At 60.0% G+C, this 18,655-nt stretch carries 17 protein-coding genes; 10 read left to right on the forward strand and 7 right to left on the reverse strand.

The genetic code is table 11. From position 1 onward, the window contains the following. Window positions 1–418 precede the first annotated feature (418 nt). From WDN46_24480 to WDN46_24495, 4 genes are all read right to left on the reverse strand, one after another. Window positions 419–2,095: a formate--tetrahydrofolate ligase gene (locus tag WDN46_24480; protein MEJ0096449.1), complete on the reverse strand. Its 1,677-nt coding sequence runs from the start codon at window positions 2,093–2,095 to the stop codon at window positions 419–421. Window positions 2,096–2,122: 27 nt separating this feature from the next. Continuing rightward, window positions 2,123–3,064 (reverse strand): D-2-hydroxyacid dehydrogenase, encoded by a 942-nt coding sequence (locus tag WDN46_24485; GenBank protein ID MEJ0096450.1) that lies wholly within the window; start codon window positions 3,062–3,064, stop codon window positions 2,123–2,125. Window positions 3,065–3,315: 251 nt separating this feature from the next. Then, window positions 3,316–4,527, reverse strand: a complete 1,212-nt coding sequence (locus WDN46_24490) for an aminotransferase class V-fold PLP-dependent enzyme (GenBank protein ID MEJ0096451.1) — start codon at window positions 4,525–4,527, stop codon at window positions 3,316–3,318. A gap of 169 nt (window positions 4,528–4,696) precedes the next feature. Next, complete coding sequence (locus WDN46_24495; GenBank protein ID MEJ0096452.1) at window positions 4,697–5,962, reverse strand: glycerate kinase; 1,266 nt, start codon at window positions 5,960–5,962, stop codon at window positions 4,697–4,699. A 378-nt stretch (window positions 5,963–6,340) separates the two neighbouring features. Between WDN46_24495 and WDN46_24500 the strand changes: the two genes are divergently transcribed. The 5 genes from WDN46_24500 (at window position 6,341) to cutA (ending at window position 13,061) form a co-directional block, all read left to right on the forward strand. Next, on the forward strand, window positions 6,341–7,525 hold the full coding sequence (locus WDN46_24500; protein MEJ0096453.1) for a malate--CoA ligase subunit beta: 1,185 nt from the start codon (window positions 6,341–6,343) through the stop codon (window positions 7,523–7,525). Between the two features lie 81 nt (window positions 7,526–7,606). Then, complete coding sequence (gene sucD, locus WDN46_24505) at window positions 7,607–8,527, forward strand: succinate--CoA ligase subunit alpha (protein ID MEJ0096454.1); 921 nt, start codon at window positions 7,607–7,609, stop codon at window positions 8,525–8,527. 318 nt (window positions 8,528–8,845) lie between these two features. Then, window positions 8,846–11,605 carry a phosphoenolpyruvate carboxylase gene (locus WDN46_24510; GenBank protein ID MEJ0096455.1) on the forward strand — a complete coding sequence of 920 codons (2,760 nt, stop codon included), beginning with the start codon at window positions 8,846–8,848 and terminating at the stop codon, window positions 11,603–11,605. 39 nt (window positions 11,606–11,644) lie between these two features. Continuing rightward, on the forward strand, window positions 11,645–12,622 hold the full coding sequence (locus WDN46_24515; GenBank protein ID MEJ0096456.1) for a CoA ester lyase: 978 nt from the start codon (window positions 11,645–11,647) through the stop codon (window positions 12,620–12,622). 121 nt (window positions 12,623–12,743) lie between these two features. Next, entirely contained in the window at window positions 12,744–13,061 is a 318-nt protein-coding gene (gene cutA, locus WDN46_24520; GenBank protein ID MEJ0096457.1) for a divalent-cation tolerance protein CutA, read from the forward strand. 51 nt (window positions 13,062–13,112) lie between these two features. Here the strand turns inward: cutA and WDN46_24525 are convergent, their stop codons facing one another. Beyond that, window positions 13,113–13,496, reverse strand: coding sequence for a hypothetical protein (locus WDN46_24525; protein MEJ0096458.1), 384 nt, complete (start codon window positions 13,494–13,496; stop codon window positions 13,113–13,115). A 44-nt stretch (window positions 13,497–13,540) separates the two neighbouring features. After that, window positions 13,541–13,744 (reverse strand): hypothetical protein, encoded by a 204-nt coding sequence (locus tag WDN46_24530; GenBank protein MEJ0096459.1) that lies wholly within the window; start codon window positions 13,742–13,744, stop codon window positions 13,541–13,543. A 350-nt stretch (window positions 13,745–14,094) separates the two neighbouring features. Between WDN46_24530 and WDN46_24535 the strand changes: the two genes are divergently transcribed. The 4 genes from WDN46_24535 to WDN46_24550 all read left to right on the forward strand — a co-directional run bounded on the left by WDN46_24535 (window position 14,095) and on the right by WDN46_24550 (window position 15,864). Beyond that, window positions 14,095–14,595 carry a molybdopterin-dependent oxidoreductase gene (locus WDN46_24535; GenBank protein MEJ0096460.1) on the forward strand — a complete coding sequence of 167 codons (501 nt, stop codon included), beginning with the start codon at window positions 14,095–14,097 and terminating at the stop codon, window positions 14,593–14,595. Between the two features lie 236 nt (window positions 14,596–14,831). Continuing rightward, window positions 14,832–15,200, forward strand: a complete 369-nt coding sequence (locus tag WDN46_24540; protein ID MEJ0096461.1) for a hypothetical protein — start codon at window positions 14,832–14,834, stop codon at window positions 15,198–15,200. Further along, the gene (locus WDN46_24545; protein ID MEJ0096462.1) at window positions 15,193–15,447 is read left to right on the forward strand and encodes a hypothetical protein; all 255 of its coding nucleotides are present in this window, start codon (window positions 15,193–15,195) and stop codon (window positions 15,445–15,447) included. Before WDN46_24540 ends, WDN46_24545 begins: the two co-directional genes overlap by 8 nt. Window positions 15,448–15,624: 177 nt before the next feature. Then, window positions 15,625–15,864 carry a DUF2188 domain-containing protein gene (locus WDN46_24550; GenBank protein MEJ0096463.1) on the forward strand — a complete coding sequence of 80 codons (240 nt, stop codon included), beginning with the start codon at window positions 15,625–15,627 and terminating at the stop codon, window positions 15,862–15,864. Between the two features lie 26 nt (window positions 15,865–15,890). Here WDN46_24550 and WDN46_24555 read toward each other — a convergent pair. Further along, a protein-coding gene (locus tag WDN46_24555; GenBank protein MEJ0096464.1) for an IS5 family transposase occupies window positions 15,891–16,656 on the reverse strand; the annotation gives its coding sequence in 2 pieces (ribosomal slippage) (window positions 15,891–16,317 and window positions 16,316–16,656; 768 coding nt in all). Window positions 16,657–17,207: 551 nt separating this feature from the next. Between WDN46_24555 and WDN46_24560 the strand changes: the two genes are divergently transcribed. Beyond that, a complete protein-coding gene (locus WDN46_24560; protein ID MEJ0096465.1) occupies window positions 17,208–18,638 on the forward strand; it encodes an amidase in 1,431 nt (476 codons plus the stop codon). Window positions 18,639–18,655 lie beyond the last annotated feature (17 nt).

Genomic DNA, 18,655 nt, shown 5'->3' on the forward strand with positions numbered 1-18,655 from the left:
GGGAAGCAGCGAAATGTCTCATGAGCTGAAGACGCGACGGAAAGAGATCGAAACGAAAGTCGAGCTCTCAGAAAAAGAGCTTTCCAAAGCGCGAACGTCAGGAGCCCTTGGCGGACATAGCCGAACGATGCTGCTCTGTCTTGAAAGAGAAATTCACGCGAGCAAAAAAGACCTAGCTTTACTCGATTCGCAGTTGGCGAAATGGCGTCAAGCCTCGCTCGACGCCCAGAAGAAATGACGCGCCGCTCCAAAACGCGAGGATGCCGTGCGCGATGAGCGACTCTTGACTGCGCGGGAGATGCCCTGAGCGCGGGCTCGCAACGGTTAGGGCCTGCCGCACGGCAGCGGCCATGACCGACCGCCCCGCCCCAAACCCCTGAAACGACCTCGCAAATACGGAGGCGCGTAGAATCACAGGCTAGAAAAGCCCGACGACTCTCCCGTCTTCATCGAGATCGATCTTATTCGCCGAGGGGACTTTGGGAAGGCCCGGCATGGTCATGACGTCGCCGCAGACAAGAACGATGAACTCCGCGCCAGCCGCAAGCCGCACTTCCCGAATATTGATCTCATGGCCAGACGGCGCACCGCGCAATTTGGCGTCGGTCGAGAAGGAATATTGCGTTTTGGCGATGCAGATCGGGAAATGGCCATAGCCATCGTCCTGCAATTTCTTGATCTGGTTGCGGACCTTGCCGTCTGCGGTAACCCTGGCCGCCCCATAAAGCTTGGTGGCGACTGCGGTCGCCTTGTCCCAGAGCGTGGCGGATTCTTCATAAACGTAATGAAAGTCGCTTGGCGTCTTGTCGATAAGATCGACGACGGTGCGCGCCAATTCCTCGGCCCCCTTGCCGCCTTGCGCCCAATGGCGGCAGACCACAATCGGCGCGCCGAGATCAGCCACGCTTTTCTTGAGAAGTTCGACTTCGGCGTCGGTATCCGCCGTGAAATGGTTGATTGCGACGACGCAAGGCAATCCATAATGATTGCGGATATTATTGACGTGCCGCTCGAGATTGGCGAGCCCTTTGCGCAACGCCTCCAGGTTTTCCTGGTTCAGTTCCTTGAGTTCGACGCCGCCATGATATTTGAGGGCGCGGATCGTCGCCACGATGACCGCAGCCTGCGGACGCAAGCCAGACTTGCGGCATTTGATGTCGACAAACTTCTCAGCTCCGAGATCGGCGCCAAAGCCCGCTTCAGTCACCACATAGTCGGATAGCTTCAGCGCCGTCTTGGTGGCGAGCACCGAGTTGCAGCCATGCGCGATATTGGCGAACGGGCCGCCATGAATAAAGGCCGGGTTGTTCTCCAAGGTCTGCACGAGGTTCGGCTTCAAAGCGTTCTTCAGCAACACGGCCATAGCGCCGTGAGCATGAAGGTCCCTGGCATGAACCGGTTTCTGATCGATTGTATAACCGACCACGATGGCCCCAAGACGCTGCTTTAAATCCGCGATCGACGTGGCGAGACAGAAAATCGCCATCACCTCCGAGGCGACGACGATATCAAATCCGTCTTGGCGCGGAAAACCGTTGGCGGTTCCGCCCAAAGCGATCGTGATGTCGCGCAACGCGCGGTCGTTCATGTCGATCACCCGTTTCCAGGTGATGCGCCGCACGTCGATCTTGAGCTCGTTGCCGTGATGAATATGGTTGTCGATCATCGCCGCCAGCAAATTCGTGGCGAGGCCAATCGCATTAAAATCCCCGGTGAAATGGAGGTTGATGTCCTCCATCGGAACGACTTGCGAATGTCCGCCGCCGGCGGCTCCGCCCTTCATGCCGAACACCGGCCCGAGCGAAGGTTCGCGCAGACAGATGGAGGCCTTTTTGCCGATCAGATTGAGCGCATCGCCAAGGCCCACCGTCGTCGTGGTCTTGCCTTCGCCCGCGGGAGTCGGGCTGATTGCGGTGACGAGGATCAGCTTGCCATCCGGGCGATCCGTCAGACTATCAATATAATCGAGATCTATCTTGGCCTTGTAGTGGCCATAAGGCTCAAGGTGCTCATCATCGATTCCAAGCTTTTCCTTCGCTAGCAGACTGATCCGCCGCATCTTGGCGCGCTGGGCAATTTCAATGTCCGTGGACATGGCGACTCCTCATTGAAGCATTGGCGCTCAGGCTTCGACCACATTTTGCGGTTTGCCGGCGGCGAACGCCTCCACATTATCGATCAGTTGGTCAGCGAGGATCTGCATCGCTTCCCGGCTCGCCCATGCGACGTGAGGCGTGATGATGAGATTGGGCAAGCGCAGATCCAACAGAATATTTCCCTGCTTCGGAGGCTCGACGGTGAGCACGTCAAAGCCCGCTCCGCCGATCACGCCTTTTGTCAACGCCTCGGCCAAAGCCGCCTCATCGACCAGGCCGCCGCGGCCGGTATTGATCAGCAATGCGTCGCGCTTCATCATTTGCAGTTGGCGCGCGCCGATCATGTTTTTCGTTTCGGGAGTCAGCGGGGCGTGCAGCGTGATGATATCGCTTTCGCGCAGCAGGGTTTCGAGATCGACGAGGCCCGGCTGGGGAAAAACGTCATAGGCGAGCACCTTCATTCCGAAGGCTTCGGCGATGCGGCCGACGACCTTGCCGAGAGCCCCATAGCCGACGATGCCGATGGTGGATCCGCGCATGTCGCGGATAGGATGATCAAAAAAACAGAACTGGTCGCTCTCCTGCCAACGGCCGGCTCGGACATCCTCAACATAGGCGACGATGTTTCGGCGCAGCGCAAAGGCTAGCGCAAAGACGTGTTCGGGGACGGTATTGAACGCATAGTTGCGAATGTTTGAAACGGTGACGCCATGCGCTTTCGCATAGGCTTTGTCGACAACGTCGGTGCCAGTCGCCGCCACCGCAATCAATTTGAGATTAGGAAGTTGGGCAAGCGTCGCTTCGCGCAGCGGCACTTTGTTGATGATGGCGATCGTCGCGTCGCGTAGGCGATCGACGATCTCACCCGGCGCCGTGACTGCATATTCCTTGTAGCTGTGCGGAAAGTTGGGCGTCCGCAGATTGGCTTCAAGGGTTGAACGATCGAGAAAGACAATCGAATGTTGCACGGCGCTCTCTTAAGAATGTTGTCGGGGATGCCCTGAGCAATGTAGCTCGATGTGGAGCCGCGAACCCGGCTTGCGGCGAGGTCGATGCTTTCTTGACGCAACCGCGAAGAAAGTCGAGCGGCCAAGCTAGCCATGACGGTTGGCCGCACCGCCATTTGGACCCGAGATGCGCCGAGGCTTTCGCGCGGCGCATCCCTTGATCTTCGCTGAACGACTGAGCGCGGCGGCTAATCGTTCAGCGTCTTTACAAACTATACGGCGACGCGATGCTGCTCCGCCGGCTTCTGGGCTTTAGCCGCAGTCGCCGCGCGGTAATGCGCCTGTGCCGCGCCGACGCCGCTGCCGAGTTGGACAGGGATGCCGACATCGGCCATCGCCATCTCCGCGCCAGCGACCGCGCCGAGCACCATCAGCTCATTGAGATCGCCAAGATGACCGATGCGGAACACCTTGCCGGCGACCTGCGATAGGCCAGCGCCGAGCGACATATTGTAACGGTGATAAGCCGTGCTGATGACTTCAGCAGCGTTGACCCCGGTCGGGACGACGATCGCCGTAACCGTATCGGAATCCCATTTCGCTTCCTTGGCGCAGGGATGCAGTCCCCATGCCTTGACGGCGGCGCGGACGCCCCCGGCCAGATGGTGGTGGCGCACGAACACCTTCTCAAGCGTTTCCTCGAACAGCATGTTGAGAGATTCGCGCAGGCCGTAAAGCATCGGCAACGCGGGCGTATAAGGGAAATATCCCGTCGCGTTCGCCTTGATCATGTCGTCGAAGTCGAAAAACACCCGGCGCAGCGTGGCCTTCTTAGAAGCGGCGACGGCCTTCGGGCTGGCGGAGAGAATGCCAAGACCAGCGGGCAGCATCAGCCCCTTCTGCGAGCCGGTGATGGCGAGATCGACGCGCCACTCATCCTGACGGAAATCCAAGCTGGCGAGTGAGCTGACGGCGTCAACATAGAGAAGAGCGGGATGACCGGCCGCGTCTATCGCCTTGCGGATCGCGGCGATGTCGCTCGTGACGCCAGTCGCGGTCTCATTGTGAACCGCAGCTACGGCCTTGATTTGGTGGGACTTGTCGGCGCGCAAGATCTCTTCGATCTTTTCCGGCTTCACTCCGGTGCCCCACTCCTCCTCGAAAACCTGCACGTCGAGGCCAAGACGCTGCGCCATGTCGATCCACAAATGGCTGAACTGGCCAAAACGCGACATCAGAATTTTGTCGCCGGGCGACAAAGTATTGGTGAATGAAGACTCCCAGGCGCCAGTGCCGGACGCCGGGAAAATGAAAACCTGTCCGTCCGTGGTCTTGAAGATTTTCTTCAGATTCTGGAACAGAGGCAGGGTGAGTTCGGGGAATTTGGGAGACCGGTGGTCCTCCATCGGCACGACCATGGCGCGCAGAACCCGATCCGGAACGTTCGTCGGTCCCGGGACAAAAAGAAAGTGGCGGCCCGCCATTATGCATCCTCCTCTTACTGCTATTAAGGTAATTATCCACGAAAATGCTGACCATCACAAGTCAGCGGCTAGAATTGCAACTATCTCGCGATAGGTTGAGCAGCTTTAGCTTTTCTTCTATTTCTCGCCCGCACGCTGCGGCCTGAGCTTGCAGTTCGTATAAACGACCTCAGCGAATAACAAGAATGGCGCGAAAATCATTGACGTTCGTGCGCGTCGGCCCCGTTACCACAAGATCGCCAAGCGCCGCGAAGAATGAATAGCCATCATTGTTGGCGAGCAAGGTCTTTCCCGCGAGGCCTATTGCCGCGGCGCGCGCCAGACTGTCCGGCGACAGAACCGCGCCGGCGTTGTCCTCCGTGCCGTCGATTCCATCGGTATCGCCGGCGAGCGCATGAATTCCAGGATGTCCATCCAAAGAGACGCCGAGGGCCAGTAGGAACTCGGCGTTGCGGCCGCCGCGACCTGACCCGCGCACGGTGACGGTTGTTTCGCCGCCCGAGATCAGGACGCATGGCGCGGCAATGGGCTGACCGAAACGATGCGCTTGCTTCGCGATCGCCGCATGAACGAGCGCAACGTCGCGGGCCTCGCCCTCAATATCGCTGGCGAGAATAAGCGGCGCCGCGCCGGCGCTCCGCGCAACCGCGGCTGCGGCTTCGAGCGACATTTGCGGCGTCGAAATAATGATGTTCTCGACCCCTGCGAGCCGCGGATCCCCCGGCTTCAGCGTTTCGGATTTCGAGGACTTGAGATGCGCGCGCACGCTATCCGGCGCAGCGATGGCGTATTTGTCAAGGATCGCCAGCGCCTCGGCCGAGGTTGTCGGGTCGGCGACCGTAGGGCCGGACGCTATGACGCAGGGATCATCGCCCGGCACGTCCGAGATCAGCAGCGCGACGACCCGAGCCGGCGCCGCGGCCGCGGCCAGCCTGCCGCCTTTGATCGCCGAGAGATGTTTGCGGACGCAGTTCATCTCGGAAATGGTCGCACCGCTCTTCAGCAGCGCTTTGTTGATGCCTTGCTTGTCGGCAAGGGTCACGCCCTCGGCCGGCATGGCGAGCAACGCCGAGCCGCCGCCGGAAATAAGGCAGAGCACGAGATCGTCTTTGGTCAGGCCCTGCACGCGAGAAAGAATGCGCTCCGCCGCCTCCCGCCCTGCGGCGTCCGGGACTGGATGGCCAGCCTCGATCACCCCAATGTGGCGGCAAGGGACGCCGTGACCGTAGCGCGTCACGACCAAGCCTTCCAGCGGTCCCGTCCAATGATCTTCGACCGCCTTGGCCATGGCCCCAGCGGCCTTGCCCGCCCCAACGACGATCGTGCGGCCGACCGGAGGTCGGGGCAGATGCGCCGCCAGGCATTTCCCTGGGGAGGCCGCGTCCACGGCAGCCCCGAACATGTCGAGAAGAAGTTTGCGAGGATTGAAGGTCATGGATTGAGAGTCATGGCGATTGGAGCATGCCCAGAGTCATTGTGGCGCTCTTATCGACGCTTTTTTTATTAGCCGCAACCCGTCTGCGCGCCGGGCCACGCCAAATTTAAATTGGCGAAGGCCAAAAAAAATGAAGGGCGCTCCGCAATATTCTCGCGATATAACGCAGAAAGCAGCAATGGCGGCAGCGTCAATTGTGTTGCGGGTTCGGATAGTCAAGGACCGGAAGGACTGCTAAAGTCTCATGTTGATTGATGATTTCATCGCGGCGTGACGACGATGCGGGACGGCGGGGGTCTGGCTGAACGAGCGACGTAAAGCATTCAACGGGTAAGTCCGCATTAAGCGGAGCGACCTGCCAAAACATAGGAGGGGAAGCTGGATATTCACGAGTATCAAGCCAAGGAGATATTGGCTAATTTCGGAGTGGCGACTCCTCGCGGCGCAGTCGCCTATAGCCCCGATCAGGCTGTTTATTGCGCGACCGAACTCGGCGGCTGGCACTGGGCGGTAAAGGCGCAAATCCATTCGGGCGGCCGCGGCAAAGCCGGCGGCGTCAAGCTCTGCAAAACCTACAATGAAGTGCGCTCGGCGGCTGCCGACATGCTCGGAAGAACGCTCGTCACCAATCAGACCGGCCCCGAAGGCAAAGTCGTCCAGCGCGTCTACATCGAGGTCGCCGAGCCTTTCGAGCGAGAAATCTATTTGGGTTTCGTGCTCGACCGCAAGGTCGAACGCGTGCGGATCATCGCTTCGCGCTTCGGCGGCATGGAGATCGAGGAGATCGCCAAAGAACATCCCGAGGAGATTCTGCAGGTCGTCGTCGAGCCGGCGGTTGGTTTGCAGCCCTTCGAAGCGCGCGAACTCGCCTTTGGCCTCGGACTCAATCTGAAACAAGTCAGCCGCGCCGTCGCCAGCATGCTCGGTTGCTATCGCGCCTTTCGCGATCTAGACGCCACCATGGTGGAGATAAATCCTCTGGTTTTGACGAAGGACGATCGCGTCCTTGCGCTCGACGCCAAAATGTCGTTCGACGATAATGCGCTGTTTCGCCGCAGCAATATCTCCGACATGCGCGACCATTCGCAAGAGGATCCGCGCGAGGTTCTCGCCGCCGAGCACAACCTCAATTATGTCGGCCTCGACGGCAACATCGGCTGCATCGTCAATGGCGCGGGCCTCGCCATGGCGACCATGGACATGATCAAATATGCTGGCGGCAGCCCCGCCAACTTCCTCGACGTCGGCGGCGGCGCATCGCCCGAACGCGTCGCCGCAGCGTTCCGGCTCGTCTTATCCGATCGCAACGTCAAAGCGATTCTGGTCAATGTTTTCGCCGGCATCAATCGCTGCGATTGGGTCGCCGAAGGCGTCGTTCAGGCCTGCCGGACGCAAAACGTCGATGTCCCGTTGATCGTCCGTCTCGCCGGAACGAATTTCCAGGCCGGTCGGGATATCATCGTAAACAGCGGCTTGCCGATCATCTCCGCCGACACGCTTGCCGACGCAGCCAGTGCGGCGGTCGCCGCGGCGACTGACGCGCCGGTCCGCGCGAGAGCTTGAGCTGAACTGGGATCAAGGAGCGTTTTCCGCCGCGAGCCCAGGCTTCAGGCTCGCCGGAAAAGGCTCAGGAGAGCTAGAGACATGAGCATTCTGATTGATGAAAAAAGCCGAGTTCTGATTCAGGGATTCACTGGCGACAAAGGCACTTTCCACGCCAAGGAAATGATCGAGTGCGGCACCAATGTCGTGGGCGGCGTGACCCCCGGCAAAGGCGGCTCGACCCATCTTGGCCTGCCCGTCTTCAATACGGTGAAGGACGCGGTGCGGGCGACCAACGCCAATTGCAGCATTACCTTTGTGGCGCCGGCCTTTTGCGCCGATGCGATCATGGAGGCGGCCGACGCCGGCATTTGCCTCGTTTGTTCGATCACTGACGGCATCCCGGCTCAAGACATGATGCGCGTGAAGCGCTATTTGCTGCGCTATCAGCGCGGGCGCCGCACTTTGCTGGTCGGACCGAATTGCGCTGGCATCATCAGCCCCGGCAAAGCCATGCTCGGGATCATGCCAAGTAACATTTATATGAAAGGCTCCGTCGGCATCGTCTCGCGCTCCGGCACGCTCGGCTATGAGGCTGCAGCGCAAATGAAAAGCCTCGGCATTGGCGTCTCGACCAGCGTCGGCATCGGCGGCGATCCAATCAACGGCAGCTCATTCCTCGATCATCTGGTGCTGTTCGAGCAAGATCCCGAGACGCAGGCCGTGATGATGATCGGCGAAATCGGCGGCCCGCAGGAAGCCGAAGCTGCAGCCTGGATCAAAGCCAACATGACGAAACCGGTGGTCGGTTATGTGGCCGGCCTGACCGCGCCGAAAGGCCGGCGGATGGGCCATGCCGGAGCGATCATTTCTGCATCCGGCGACAGCGCCGCCGAAAAAGCGGAGATCATGAAATCCTACGGCCTGACCGTTGCGCCAAGCCCAAGCGAACTCGGCGCGACCATGGCTAAAGTGTTGGCGGAGGCGGCGGCCCCGGCGAGAGCTTCGGTGGCGGCTCTATAAATCGGTCGAACGCCAGACTTATTTCGGCGCTCGCCGAATTGGTCTGGCTTTCTCCAATGTCTGACCAATCCTCGCGCGAGCTTGGTCTCCAAGCCTTGGCTCCGGCCGCACCGGAGCATTTCAAATTACGTAAACTTGAGAATGCTCAGCCTTTTGTATTCTGGTTGAAGTCGATCTGGATTGCGCGGTTCGCGATAGATTTGCGCAGTCAACTCCGGCGGATGGACCCAATATCCGCGGCCAACCACAAAGTTAAGGATGGAACGCCCGATATGATGAACGCAAATGCGTGCTGGCCGCCCCTGTGGAGCTCCGTCCATGAGTGAGCGCCGCGCCGATCCGCTCGACCATCCGATCATCGGCTCCGTCGCCCCCGCCGAACTCGCTTTCAGCGGCGAAAGCGTCGCGACTATTTTCTTCCAATTGCTCCTCGACGTCGTCAAGCGCCACCATCCAGAGATCGCCTTGGTTCTTGCCGGCGACTCCAAGGTCGAGGATTTGCCGCCCGAAGTTCTTTCCCGCGTCTTCCAAGCCCATGGCATCTGGTTTCAGCTGCTGGCGATCGTCGAACAGGACGCGGCGATGGGCGAACGCCGCCGCATCGAGCGCGAGCGCGGCGATGAAGCCGTGCAAGGCACCTTCGCCAACGTCATGACCAAGGCGGCCCAGCTCGGCATCGACGCGCAAGATCTTCGCGAACGCCTCAGCGCCATGCGGGTGCGTCCGGTCATTACGGCGCATCCGACCGAAGCCAAGCGGGTCACCGTTCTGGAGAAGCACCGCCGAATCTATCGATTGCTGGTTGAGCTAGAGCAACCGCGTTGGACGGAGCGCGAGCGCAGCGGCCTGATCGATCAGCTGCGCGATGAAATCGAGCTGCTATGGATGACGGGCGAGTTGCGTCTGGAAAAGCCTTCGGTGGATCAGGAAGTCGCCTGGGGGCTTCATTTTTTCCACGAAACCCTATTCGATGGCGTGCCCGAACTGTTGAAGAAGCTCGATCGCGCCCTGAACCTTGCTTATTCGGGCGAGCGCTTCGCGCTATCGCAATTCTTTCAGTTTGGCTCCTGGATCGGCGGCGACCGCGACGGCAACCCTTTTGTCACCAACGACGTCACGCGTCGCGCGCTACGCGAGAATGCTCTCGCCAGCTTGTGTTATTACGAACAGCGCCTCGCCGTTCTGATCAAGAGCCTGTCGATATCCGAGCGAGCCCTTCCGCTGCCCCCCGCGTTCCGGGAGGCGCTGAGCCGCGCCTTGGCCGAGAGCGGCGACGGCCCGAACATCGCGCAACGAAATCCCGGCGAACCTTATCGCCAGTTTTTGATCTGCGCGCTCCGCAAGCTCAAGGCGACCATTGCTCGTCAGGAAAACGTTCGGACATCAGGCTCTTATTACGCCAGCGCTGACGAATTGATCGCCGATCTCGCAGTGGCGGAAGAGGCTTTGTCGGAAAGCGGCAGCGCCGGCCTCGCCAATGATCTGGTGCGGCCGCTGCGCTGGGCGGTCGAAGTTTTTCGCTTTCGCACCGTCAGGTTGGATCTTCGCGAAAATACGACGCGTCTGACCCAAACGCTGCAGGCGCTGTGGCGTTCTGTGATGGGCCCTGATCACGGCGAACCGCCCGCTCACGATTCCGAGCAATGGAAAGCCTGGCTGCTCGCCGAACTTGCCCGTCCGCGTCTTGGGCCTCCGATCGTCCGCGCGCTGCCGCCGGAAGCGGCGGAGACGCTCGGAATGTTCAAGTTAGCACGCGATCAGAATGAGGAATTCGACCGCGAAGCCTTTGGCGGCTTTGTTCTCAGCATGAGCCGGTCGGTCGCCGATATTCTCGGCGCATATGTTCTCGCCAAAGAAGTAGGACTTTATCACGACGCGGCTAGCATCGAGGCTTGCACGCTGCCGATCATACCTTTGTTTGAAACGATCACCGATCTTCGCGCCGCCCCGGCGATCATGCGCGAATTGTTGTCGCTGCCGCTGGCGCGACGCAGCGCCCGCATTCAGGGCGGCACGCAAGAAGTGATGATCGGCTATTCCGACTCGAACAAGGATGGCGGCTTTCTTTCTTCGAATTGGGAGCTTGCGAAAGCGCAAAACAAGTTGACCAAAATCGGCCATGAAACCGGCATTCCGATCGCCTTTTTCCACGGACGCGGCGGATCGGTCAGTCGAGGCGGCGCGCCCACCGCCCAGGCAATCGCCGCCCAGCCCGCCGGCTCGATCAGCGGCCGCTTGCGCGTCACCGAACAAGGCGAAGTGGTCTCGTTCAAATACGCCAATCGCGGCACCGCCGCCTATCAGATGGAAGTTTTGGGAGCTAGCGTCTTCGAGCACGCCCTAATCTCCGAACATAAAGCGCCGGCGCTGCGAGCCGAATTCGAAGAGGCGATGGAAGCGCTTTCGGGCGCCTCGCATGCGGCGTACGCCGGGCTCATCGGCCACCCGGACCTTCTGACTTATTTTCAATCGGCGAGTCCGCTCGATGAGATTTCGATGCTCAATATTGGATCGCGCCCGGCGCGCCGCTTTGGCGCGCGCTCGCTGAGCGATTTGCGGGCGATCCCCTGGGTGTTCGCCTGGGCGCAGAACCGGCATGTGATCACGGGTTGGTACGGCGTCGGCAGCGGCATCGCGAGTTTTCTCGACGTGCGCAAAGAGCGCGGGCTCGCCCTGCTCCACCGCATGTTTGAGGAATCGGAGTTGTTTCGCATGATCATCGGCGAGGTCGAAAAAACCTTGTGCCTGGTCGATCTCGATATCGCCGGCGAATATGCGAGCCTCGTTTATGACGATGACGTGCGCGAGGCCATCTTCGGATTGATCGCGACCGAACTTGCGCTCACGCGCAAAATGGTATTGCGGATTACTCAGGAAGAAGAGATCGCGCAACGGTTTCCTGGCTATCGCGGCCGCCTTGCGCATCGCCTGCCGACAATCAACAAGGTCAATCGCGAACAGGTCAAGCTCCTGCAAGGTTTTCGCGCCAGCGCGACCGAACTGAGCAAGGAAGCTTACAGGTCCAACCTGCTGCTTTCGATCAACTGCATCTCCAGCGGCCTCGGCGCCACCGGCTGAGCCAAAAAGACATATTCAAGGAAAGAGGGAATAGACGCCATGAGCTTCACGATCATCGAGCAGGCGACGCCGCGCCTCCATCGTTCCGAACTCGCAGTGCCCGGCTCCAGTCCGGGGCTATTCGAGAAGGCGGCGAATTCGGCCGCCGACATTATCTTTCTCGACGTCGAGGATGCCGTCGCCCCTGACGACAAGGAGCAGGCCCGCAAGAACATCATTGCCGGGCTGAATGAGATCGATTGGGGAGCGAAGACCATGATGGTCCGCATCAATGGTCTCGACACGCACTACATGTATCGCGATGTCGTCGACATCGTGGAGGCTTGCCCGCGTCTCGATATGATCCTGATCCCCAAGGCCGGGGTGCCGGCTGATGTTTATGCCGTCGACATGCTGGTGACGCAGATCGAAGCGGCAAAGAAACGCGAGAAGCGCATCGGCTTCGAGGTTCTGATAGAAACCGCGCTCGGCATGGCCAATGTCGAGGCGATCGCGCAATCCAGCCGCCGGCTTGAAGCCATGTCCTTCGGCGTCGCCGATTACGCAGCCTCGACGCGCGCGCGCACGACGGTCATCGGCGGCGTCAACGCAGATTATGGCGTGTTGACCGATAAGGACAAACAAGGCGAACGCCAATATTATTGGGCCGACCCGTGGCACGCGGCGCAGACCCGCATGATGGTCGCCTGTCGCGCCTATGGCCTACGCCCCATTGACGGGCCTTTTGGGGATTTCTCCGATCCAGACGCTTTCATCGCGGCGGCCAATCGCGTTGCGGTGCTTGGCTATGAGGGAAAATGGGCGATCCACCCGTCGCAAATCGAGCTCGCCAATAAAGTCTTCACGCCATCGGAGGCCGAAGTGACCAAGGCGCGTCGGATCATGGCGGCGATGGCCGATGCGGCGAAAGCCGGCAAAGGCGCCGTGTCGCTCGATGGCCGTCTCATCGACATCGCCAGCATTCGCATGGCCGAGGCGCTTCTGGCGAAAGCAGCGTCGATCGGCATCGCGGCCTGACCTCGCGCGCTCCAAACCAGCCCATGAGCGGCATGATCGATTGAACTTAAATCGATCATGCTCAATTGCTTATTGTTCCGCGCATTATCGCGACCAGCGACCTCTCTGAGGCGTCATCCCGGTGAAGATATTTTACGTCACGCTCAATACTGTGGATGAGGCGAGGAAAATCGCCCGGACTTTGCTCGAGCGGCGATTGGCTTTGTGCTGCAACTGGTTTCCAATTAGCTGCGCCTATCGGTGGGAAGGCGATATCGTCGAAGAGCCTGAAATTGTCCTCATCGTCAAAACCCAAGCAGGCTACCGGACGGCCGTCGAGCGCGTCATCGAGAGCATCGTGAGCTACGCCAATTGCATCGCCGAAATCGCGCCCGAATCGGTCAACCATAAGTTTATCGATTGGCTGAACGCCGAGGTTCCAGTCACCCCGCCGGGCTAGCGGTTCTCGGCGCTTTGGAACTCCTATCGCCGTAGACCGCGTCAACCGTCTTCATGCGCCGAGCATGACATCCGTCCAATCAGCAACGCCTGTGGTCAGGAAGTTGAGGATCGCCCGGGCGGCCTGGGGACCTTGAGCCCGCCAGCCGGGATGCTGATGGTTGACCGTCAAATCCGGGAAAAAGAGATCTCCGAGGGGTCCATCGCTTTGGGCCTGATTTTGCACGTAACGGCGAGCGCCCGGGACCGATATTCCATGCGCGAGGGCGAGATGGCCGCCAATGCAGCAAATCGAACCGCAATCGGAAGCGGCCCGGGTCATATCCAACGTCAGAGTTTCGTTCATGAGCTTCAACGAAAGCGCGACCAGTCCCTCCCGCTCCCACTCTTCGATGCCGAGAGCTTTAGCTGGCAGATAAGGTTCATGATGCTTCATGACCGCGCCTCCTGCGTTGACTTTCTCCCTAAGCGGACCTCAGCCTATGCCTTGGAGCGCCAGCCCACGACCCGCGCCTCGATCACAGCTCCGGTTGCGGAATTGCACCAGGCCCCCTCGAGACGGCAGCACGGAAACGGGATGACATAAGTCCCGACATGGTCCACGCACAAAATCTCAACCGGCGCACCGTCTGCGGGGAGTTCATCGCGGCCAAACTCAGCCAGCCTATCGTTGAAAGTGGTCATTGTTCAAATTCCCGCTAAAGGACCGCCCGCGCAACTCCGACCTGCGCGGCGACGAGCGTGAATCCGTATCTGTTGAGCCGCGACGCTACGCTTGGGAGGGCCATGGCTCGCTCACTATAACTTCCCGCGATATCCGCCCTGGCAGGATATGTCAAAACCTTATGCCGGTAAACTTTCCAAGAGCTGACGATTTTCGAGAGATGGCGGAAGCCGCCCGCCGAGTCAGGCTTGCGACAGTCTCGTGCGGGATAACTGAGGCTGAGCCGACAACCGCAGGACTTGCGTTAAAGCTTGGCGTTCTGTTTGGATATGCAGCGCCAATCGGCTGCAATGCTCTGAAGGATATAGCTATGAAAGCGCTTTGCGCCAAACTGCTGACCGTATCTCTGTTCATAGCCGCCGCCTCCGCCGCCGCGCGCGGCGAAGATGCGCCGCCAAGCGTCGCTCTGACGGGTCTTGATGGCCAGCAAGCGACCATCACCCTCGCCGAACTGGATGCGCTGCCTCGTGTGACCTTGAATGTCGAACAGCATGGCGCTGTCCATAGTTTCGAGGGCGCGCTTCTCGGCGATGTTCTAAAAAAAGTCGGCGCTCCAAGCGGCAAGGCAATCCATGGAGCGGAACTTGCCGACGTTGTGATCGTGCAGGCGCGCGACGGTTACACGGTCGCCCTCGATCTGGCCGAGACCGACGCCGTCATAAGGCCGGAGCGGGTTATCCTCGCAGATCGCGAGGATGGGTCCGCCCTAAGCCCTGAGAGCGGCCCTTTTCAGCTCGTCGTCGAGGGCGATCTGCGCCCTGCCCGCTCTGCTCGCATGGTTTCCACGATCACGCTAAAGCGCATGCGCTGAACTTCCGCAAGCAGCGCTGCGAGCAGCGACGAATCTATCAATTCTTCTCGAGCAATGCTGCGTGGCGGTTGGCAATTCGCGCCATGAGAAATCTTGAAACAAGTTCCGCACTATTCGGATCGGAATTGCGACTCCGGCAAGACCAGCAAACCGGGTGGGCCAATTTAAGAACAGTAAATGTGAATCTTCGAGCCAGCATCAATGGCAAGCAAAGAAACAGCAGTTCGCGCTGTTAGATGCAGCTACGCGATTATCGATCCTGCGATGGCCGTCACAAAATGCATGAAACCTTGTACATGCTCGCCAGCAAAGCCGAACAACCGCTTCTTGCCGCGATGCTCACGCGCCACAATCCTCAACTGACCGTATTTCCCGCACTGACGGTGGCCGACCTTCCCGCTCCGGAATCGGGCCAGTTGGAAGATGCCCGTTTGGTGGCGTTTCTTTTCCCCGAAATCGTGCCAGCGGCAGTGCTTGAGGCGATTGGCTGCGGTGCCTACAACGTCCACCCCGGCACTCCTGATTACCCTGGCTGGGGCGCCGACTTTCTTCGCTTGGCGCGACCAAGCGACCATGTTCGGCTCCACGCTGCATGTCATGGCTGAGACGGTCGACAGCGGCCCTATTGTTGATACCGGGCTGTTCGAGGTTCCCTCCGACATTGGCTTCCTCGCCTTCGAAGCATTGACCTACGGCGCTTCCGCTCGCCTGTTTTCGAGGGCGGCGAAGGCTCTCGCGACTGAATTCAAGGCGCTGCAAACGGTTCGAACCCCGTGGACCGGTAAACGGCGCACCAAGCGGCAATATATGGCTATCTGCGACATTCCGGCCGATGTTCCAGCCGGATGCTGAATCACCGGCCGAGAGAATTGGGTGACGCAAATGAAAGCCAGACTCTCGGAGAACCTTATTCCGCTCTGCGCGTTCACCACAGGCGATTGCACCATTTAACGGTGCTTCATCGCTTAATTAAGGTCTCAAAGACGACCTGATTCGACTGCCGACAGAATGCTAAACGGAGATAACGACATGGCTAAGGTTGCCTATCAGGTAGTCAAACATGATGGAGGATGGGCTTATACGTTCGACGGCGTGTTCTCGGAGACTTTTGCGAGCCATGAAGCCGCGACAGCCGCTGCCGAGCGAGTGGCGGCAGAGCAGCGTGCGCCTGGCGAGACCGAAGAAATTCAATACGAAGACAAGAACGGAAAATGGCGATCCGAGCACGCGCCTGGCAATGATCGGCCTTCTACCGAGGTCGTCAAGTAGTCTTGCTTCCAGGAAGAACTCTCAGACTAGGTCTTGTTGACAAATGCGCGGGTCGATAGGCGGATCGCGGCGATGTGGACGAAAGCGAGATAGCTGGCTGCGGTTTTGTCGTATCTGGTCGCCAGCCTTCGTGCGTTCTTGAGCTTGTTGAAGCAGCGTTCGATGCGGTTGCGCAGGGCGTAGATGTGGCCATCGACCGGGATCTGGACCTTGCGGTTTCTGCGTGACGGAATGACCGCCGCCGCACCCTTTTCCTCCAATGTTTTGCGAATATGATCAGAATCATAGCCGCGATCGGCAAGCATGACTTTGGGCTCCGGGCCGTCCGCTTCCATCAATGGATCAAAGCCCGAATAATCAGAGACTTCGCCTGCGGTAATATCGGCGGCTATCGGCAATCCTTCGCCGTTCGTGCGGAGGTGAATTTTTGTCGTGAAGCCACCTCTTGAGCGTCAAGACCCTGACGCGGAGTCCCCCTTTAGCGCCGGCTGCGCAGTGATGCGCCCGGACAACGGTCGAGTCGATCATCTGAACGCTCTCGCCGACGCCCTCGGTCTCGTTCAGGGCGTCTAGAAAGAGTTCCCATAATCCGGCGAGCGTCCAGCGCCGGAACTGCCGGTAGACCGACGACCACTTGCCGAAATGTTCATGCAGATCCCGCCACTGCGCCCCGGTGCGGGCGATCCAGAAAATTCCATCGAGAACAAGGCGGTGGTCCTTCGGCCGTCGCCCGCTATGTGCACCGCGAACCGTCACGAAGGGCTCAAAACAGGCCCATTCCTCATCGCTCATCAATCCCCGAATCAAGCCCGCCTCCTTGCGAAAGCGACCTTGAATCAGATCCTTGCCACGATGGGAATCCTATCCGTCAACAGGTCCTAGCAAAAATGGCGATACATGCCCCGTTGAGGTAGCGCTTTCGCCAGCCGAGCTGGCGCAGTCTCTGGCTTTGTGGGTACGGGCGGGTTGAGCTTGTGTTCATCACGCCATGCCTGAAGCGGCAGCGGGCCAGCCCCACAAGGTCGTCGGTAAGATTCGACCGATCCAACCGAGTTCGCGCGTCATCCTCCTAACGTGATGCGGTTTTTCCCTGGACCCTTGATTTTTAAGCGGCGTCGCTTGGCGAAACCGTGTCTCCGCGTGACGAAGACCGCCAATTTAAGGGACCTTTCTCACCCTGCGTTTTCGCCTGCCGATGCTGACTCTTTCGCCGTCTTTCCATCGCGCGCGCTGATCGCCGAATCGTCTGCTCTCTCGGCGAATCAGCGAATGTCTGCAGCCGTCGTCGATCGCCCCCGACGAGGTAACCGCTTGCCGAAGCCCGATGCGAAGGTAGGATGGCGATGCTGGCTGTCGAGCAACATCGGCCCTTCATTTTCCGCGTCGCCGATCGTTTCGCCGCGTTCAACAGCGGCGACAGGGTTGACGGCCGCCTCGCCGCCGAGGAATCGATGGAGGATCCACAAACACATGCGACTGTAGGACGATATCCGATGAAATATGTGTACCCTGTCTCGCTTCTCGCGCTTGTCCGCGCCATCGCCGCTGGCGAGACCACGGCTGAGCGGGAATTCGCCGCCTTCTCTGCTCGCGCACAAGAGGTCGAACCGGCAATCGGCGCCTTCGCGGCGGCGAACTGGGAGAATGCGGCTGCTGCGATCCCGGCGATGCGCGGACGCGCGCTGCGCGGACTTCCGGTCGGGGTAAAGGATAACTACGACACAGCCTTCCTGCCAACCCGTCACGGCTCATCGATCTACGCCGACCACCGTCCGGCAACCGATGCGGCGACGGTGACACGGCTCACAGAGGCGGGAGCGATATTGCCGGTGAAGACGACAACCACCGAATTTGCTTTCCTGGAACCTACCGCGACGCGCAACCCCTGGTCGCTGAATCGCAGCCCCGGCGGATCTTCCGCAGGCTCTGCGGCGGCGATCGCGGCGGGCATGCTGCCGGCGGCGATCGGCAGCCAAACGGCCGGATCGATCATTCGCCCGGCATCATTCTGCGGCGTCACCGGATTCAAACCCTCTTTCGGCATGTTGCCGACGCAGGGCCTGAAGCACTTCGCGCCAAGCCTCGATACCGTCGGCCTGTTCACTGCGGGCGTCGATGATATGCGCCTGCTGTTTTCCGCCCTGCGCGGAGTGGAAGCCCGGTTCGAGCGGCCCGATGCCGCAGACTTGCGCATCGCCGTCTTATCGACGCCGTGGGATGATACGGCTGAGCCCGCCGCGCGCGCGGCCCTCGAGGAGGCGGCAAGGAGGCTCGATCGCGCTGGAGCGACGCTCTTGCCGCGCGACTTGCCGCAGGCCTTCGTCTTATCCGATGCCGCGCATGGCGTCGTCCAAGGCTATGAGAGCGTCATCGCGCTCGCCACGGAATGGCGCATGCACCGTTCGAGCTTGAGTTCACGCCTTGCGGCCTATCTTGACGAGGCATCGTTGATCGAGAAACAGGCCTACCTCGAAGCGCTCGCCGTGGTCGATGAAGCACGCCAAGCGCAAGCGCCATTATTCGAGGGGGTCGACGCGCTTTTGACCTTCGCATCAGCCGATGTTGCGCCGAAGGATCTTTCGTCGACGGGATCGCCGCGTTTCAACCGCTTATGGACCTTGCTGGGATTGCCCTGCATCTCCGCGCCAGGATTGATGGTGGGGTCGCTTCCGATCGGCGTTCAGCTCGTCGCCGCGCCGCGCAATGATGAAGCGCTGTTGGCGGCGGCGGCGGCGCTCGTCGACCTGTTTGACGCCAATCGCCGCCCCTCCTGAAGGACTTCTCACCGCGC

Origin of the sequence: Methylocella sp., assembly GCA_037200525.1 — a bacterium.
GTDB lineage: Bacteria > Pseudomonadota > Alphaproteobacteria > Rhizobiales > Beijerinckiaceae > Methylocapsa.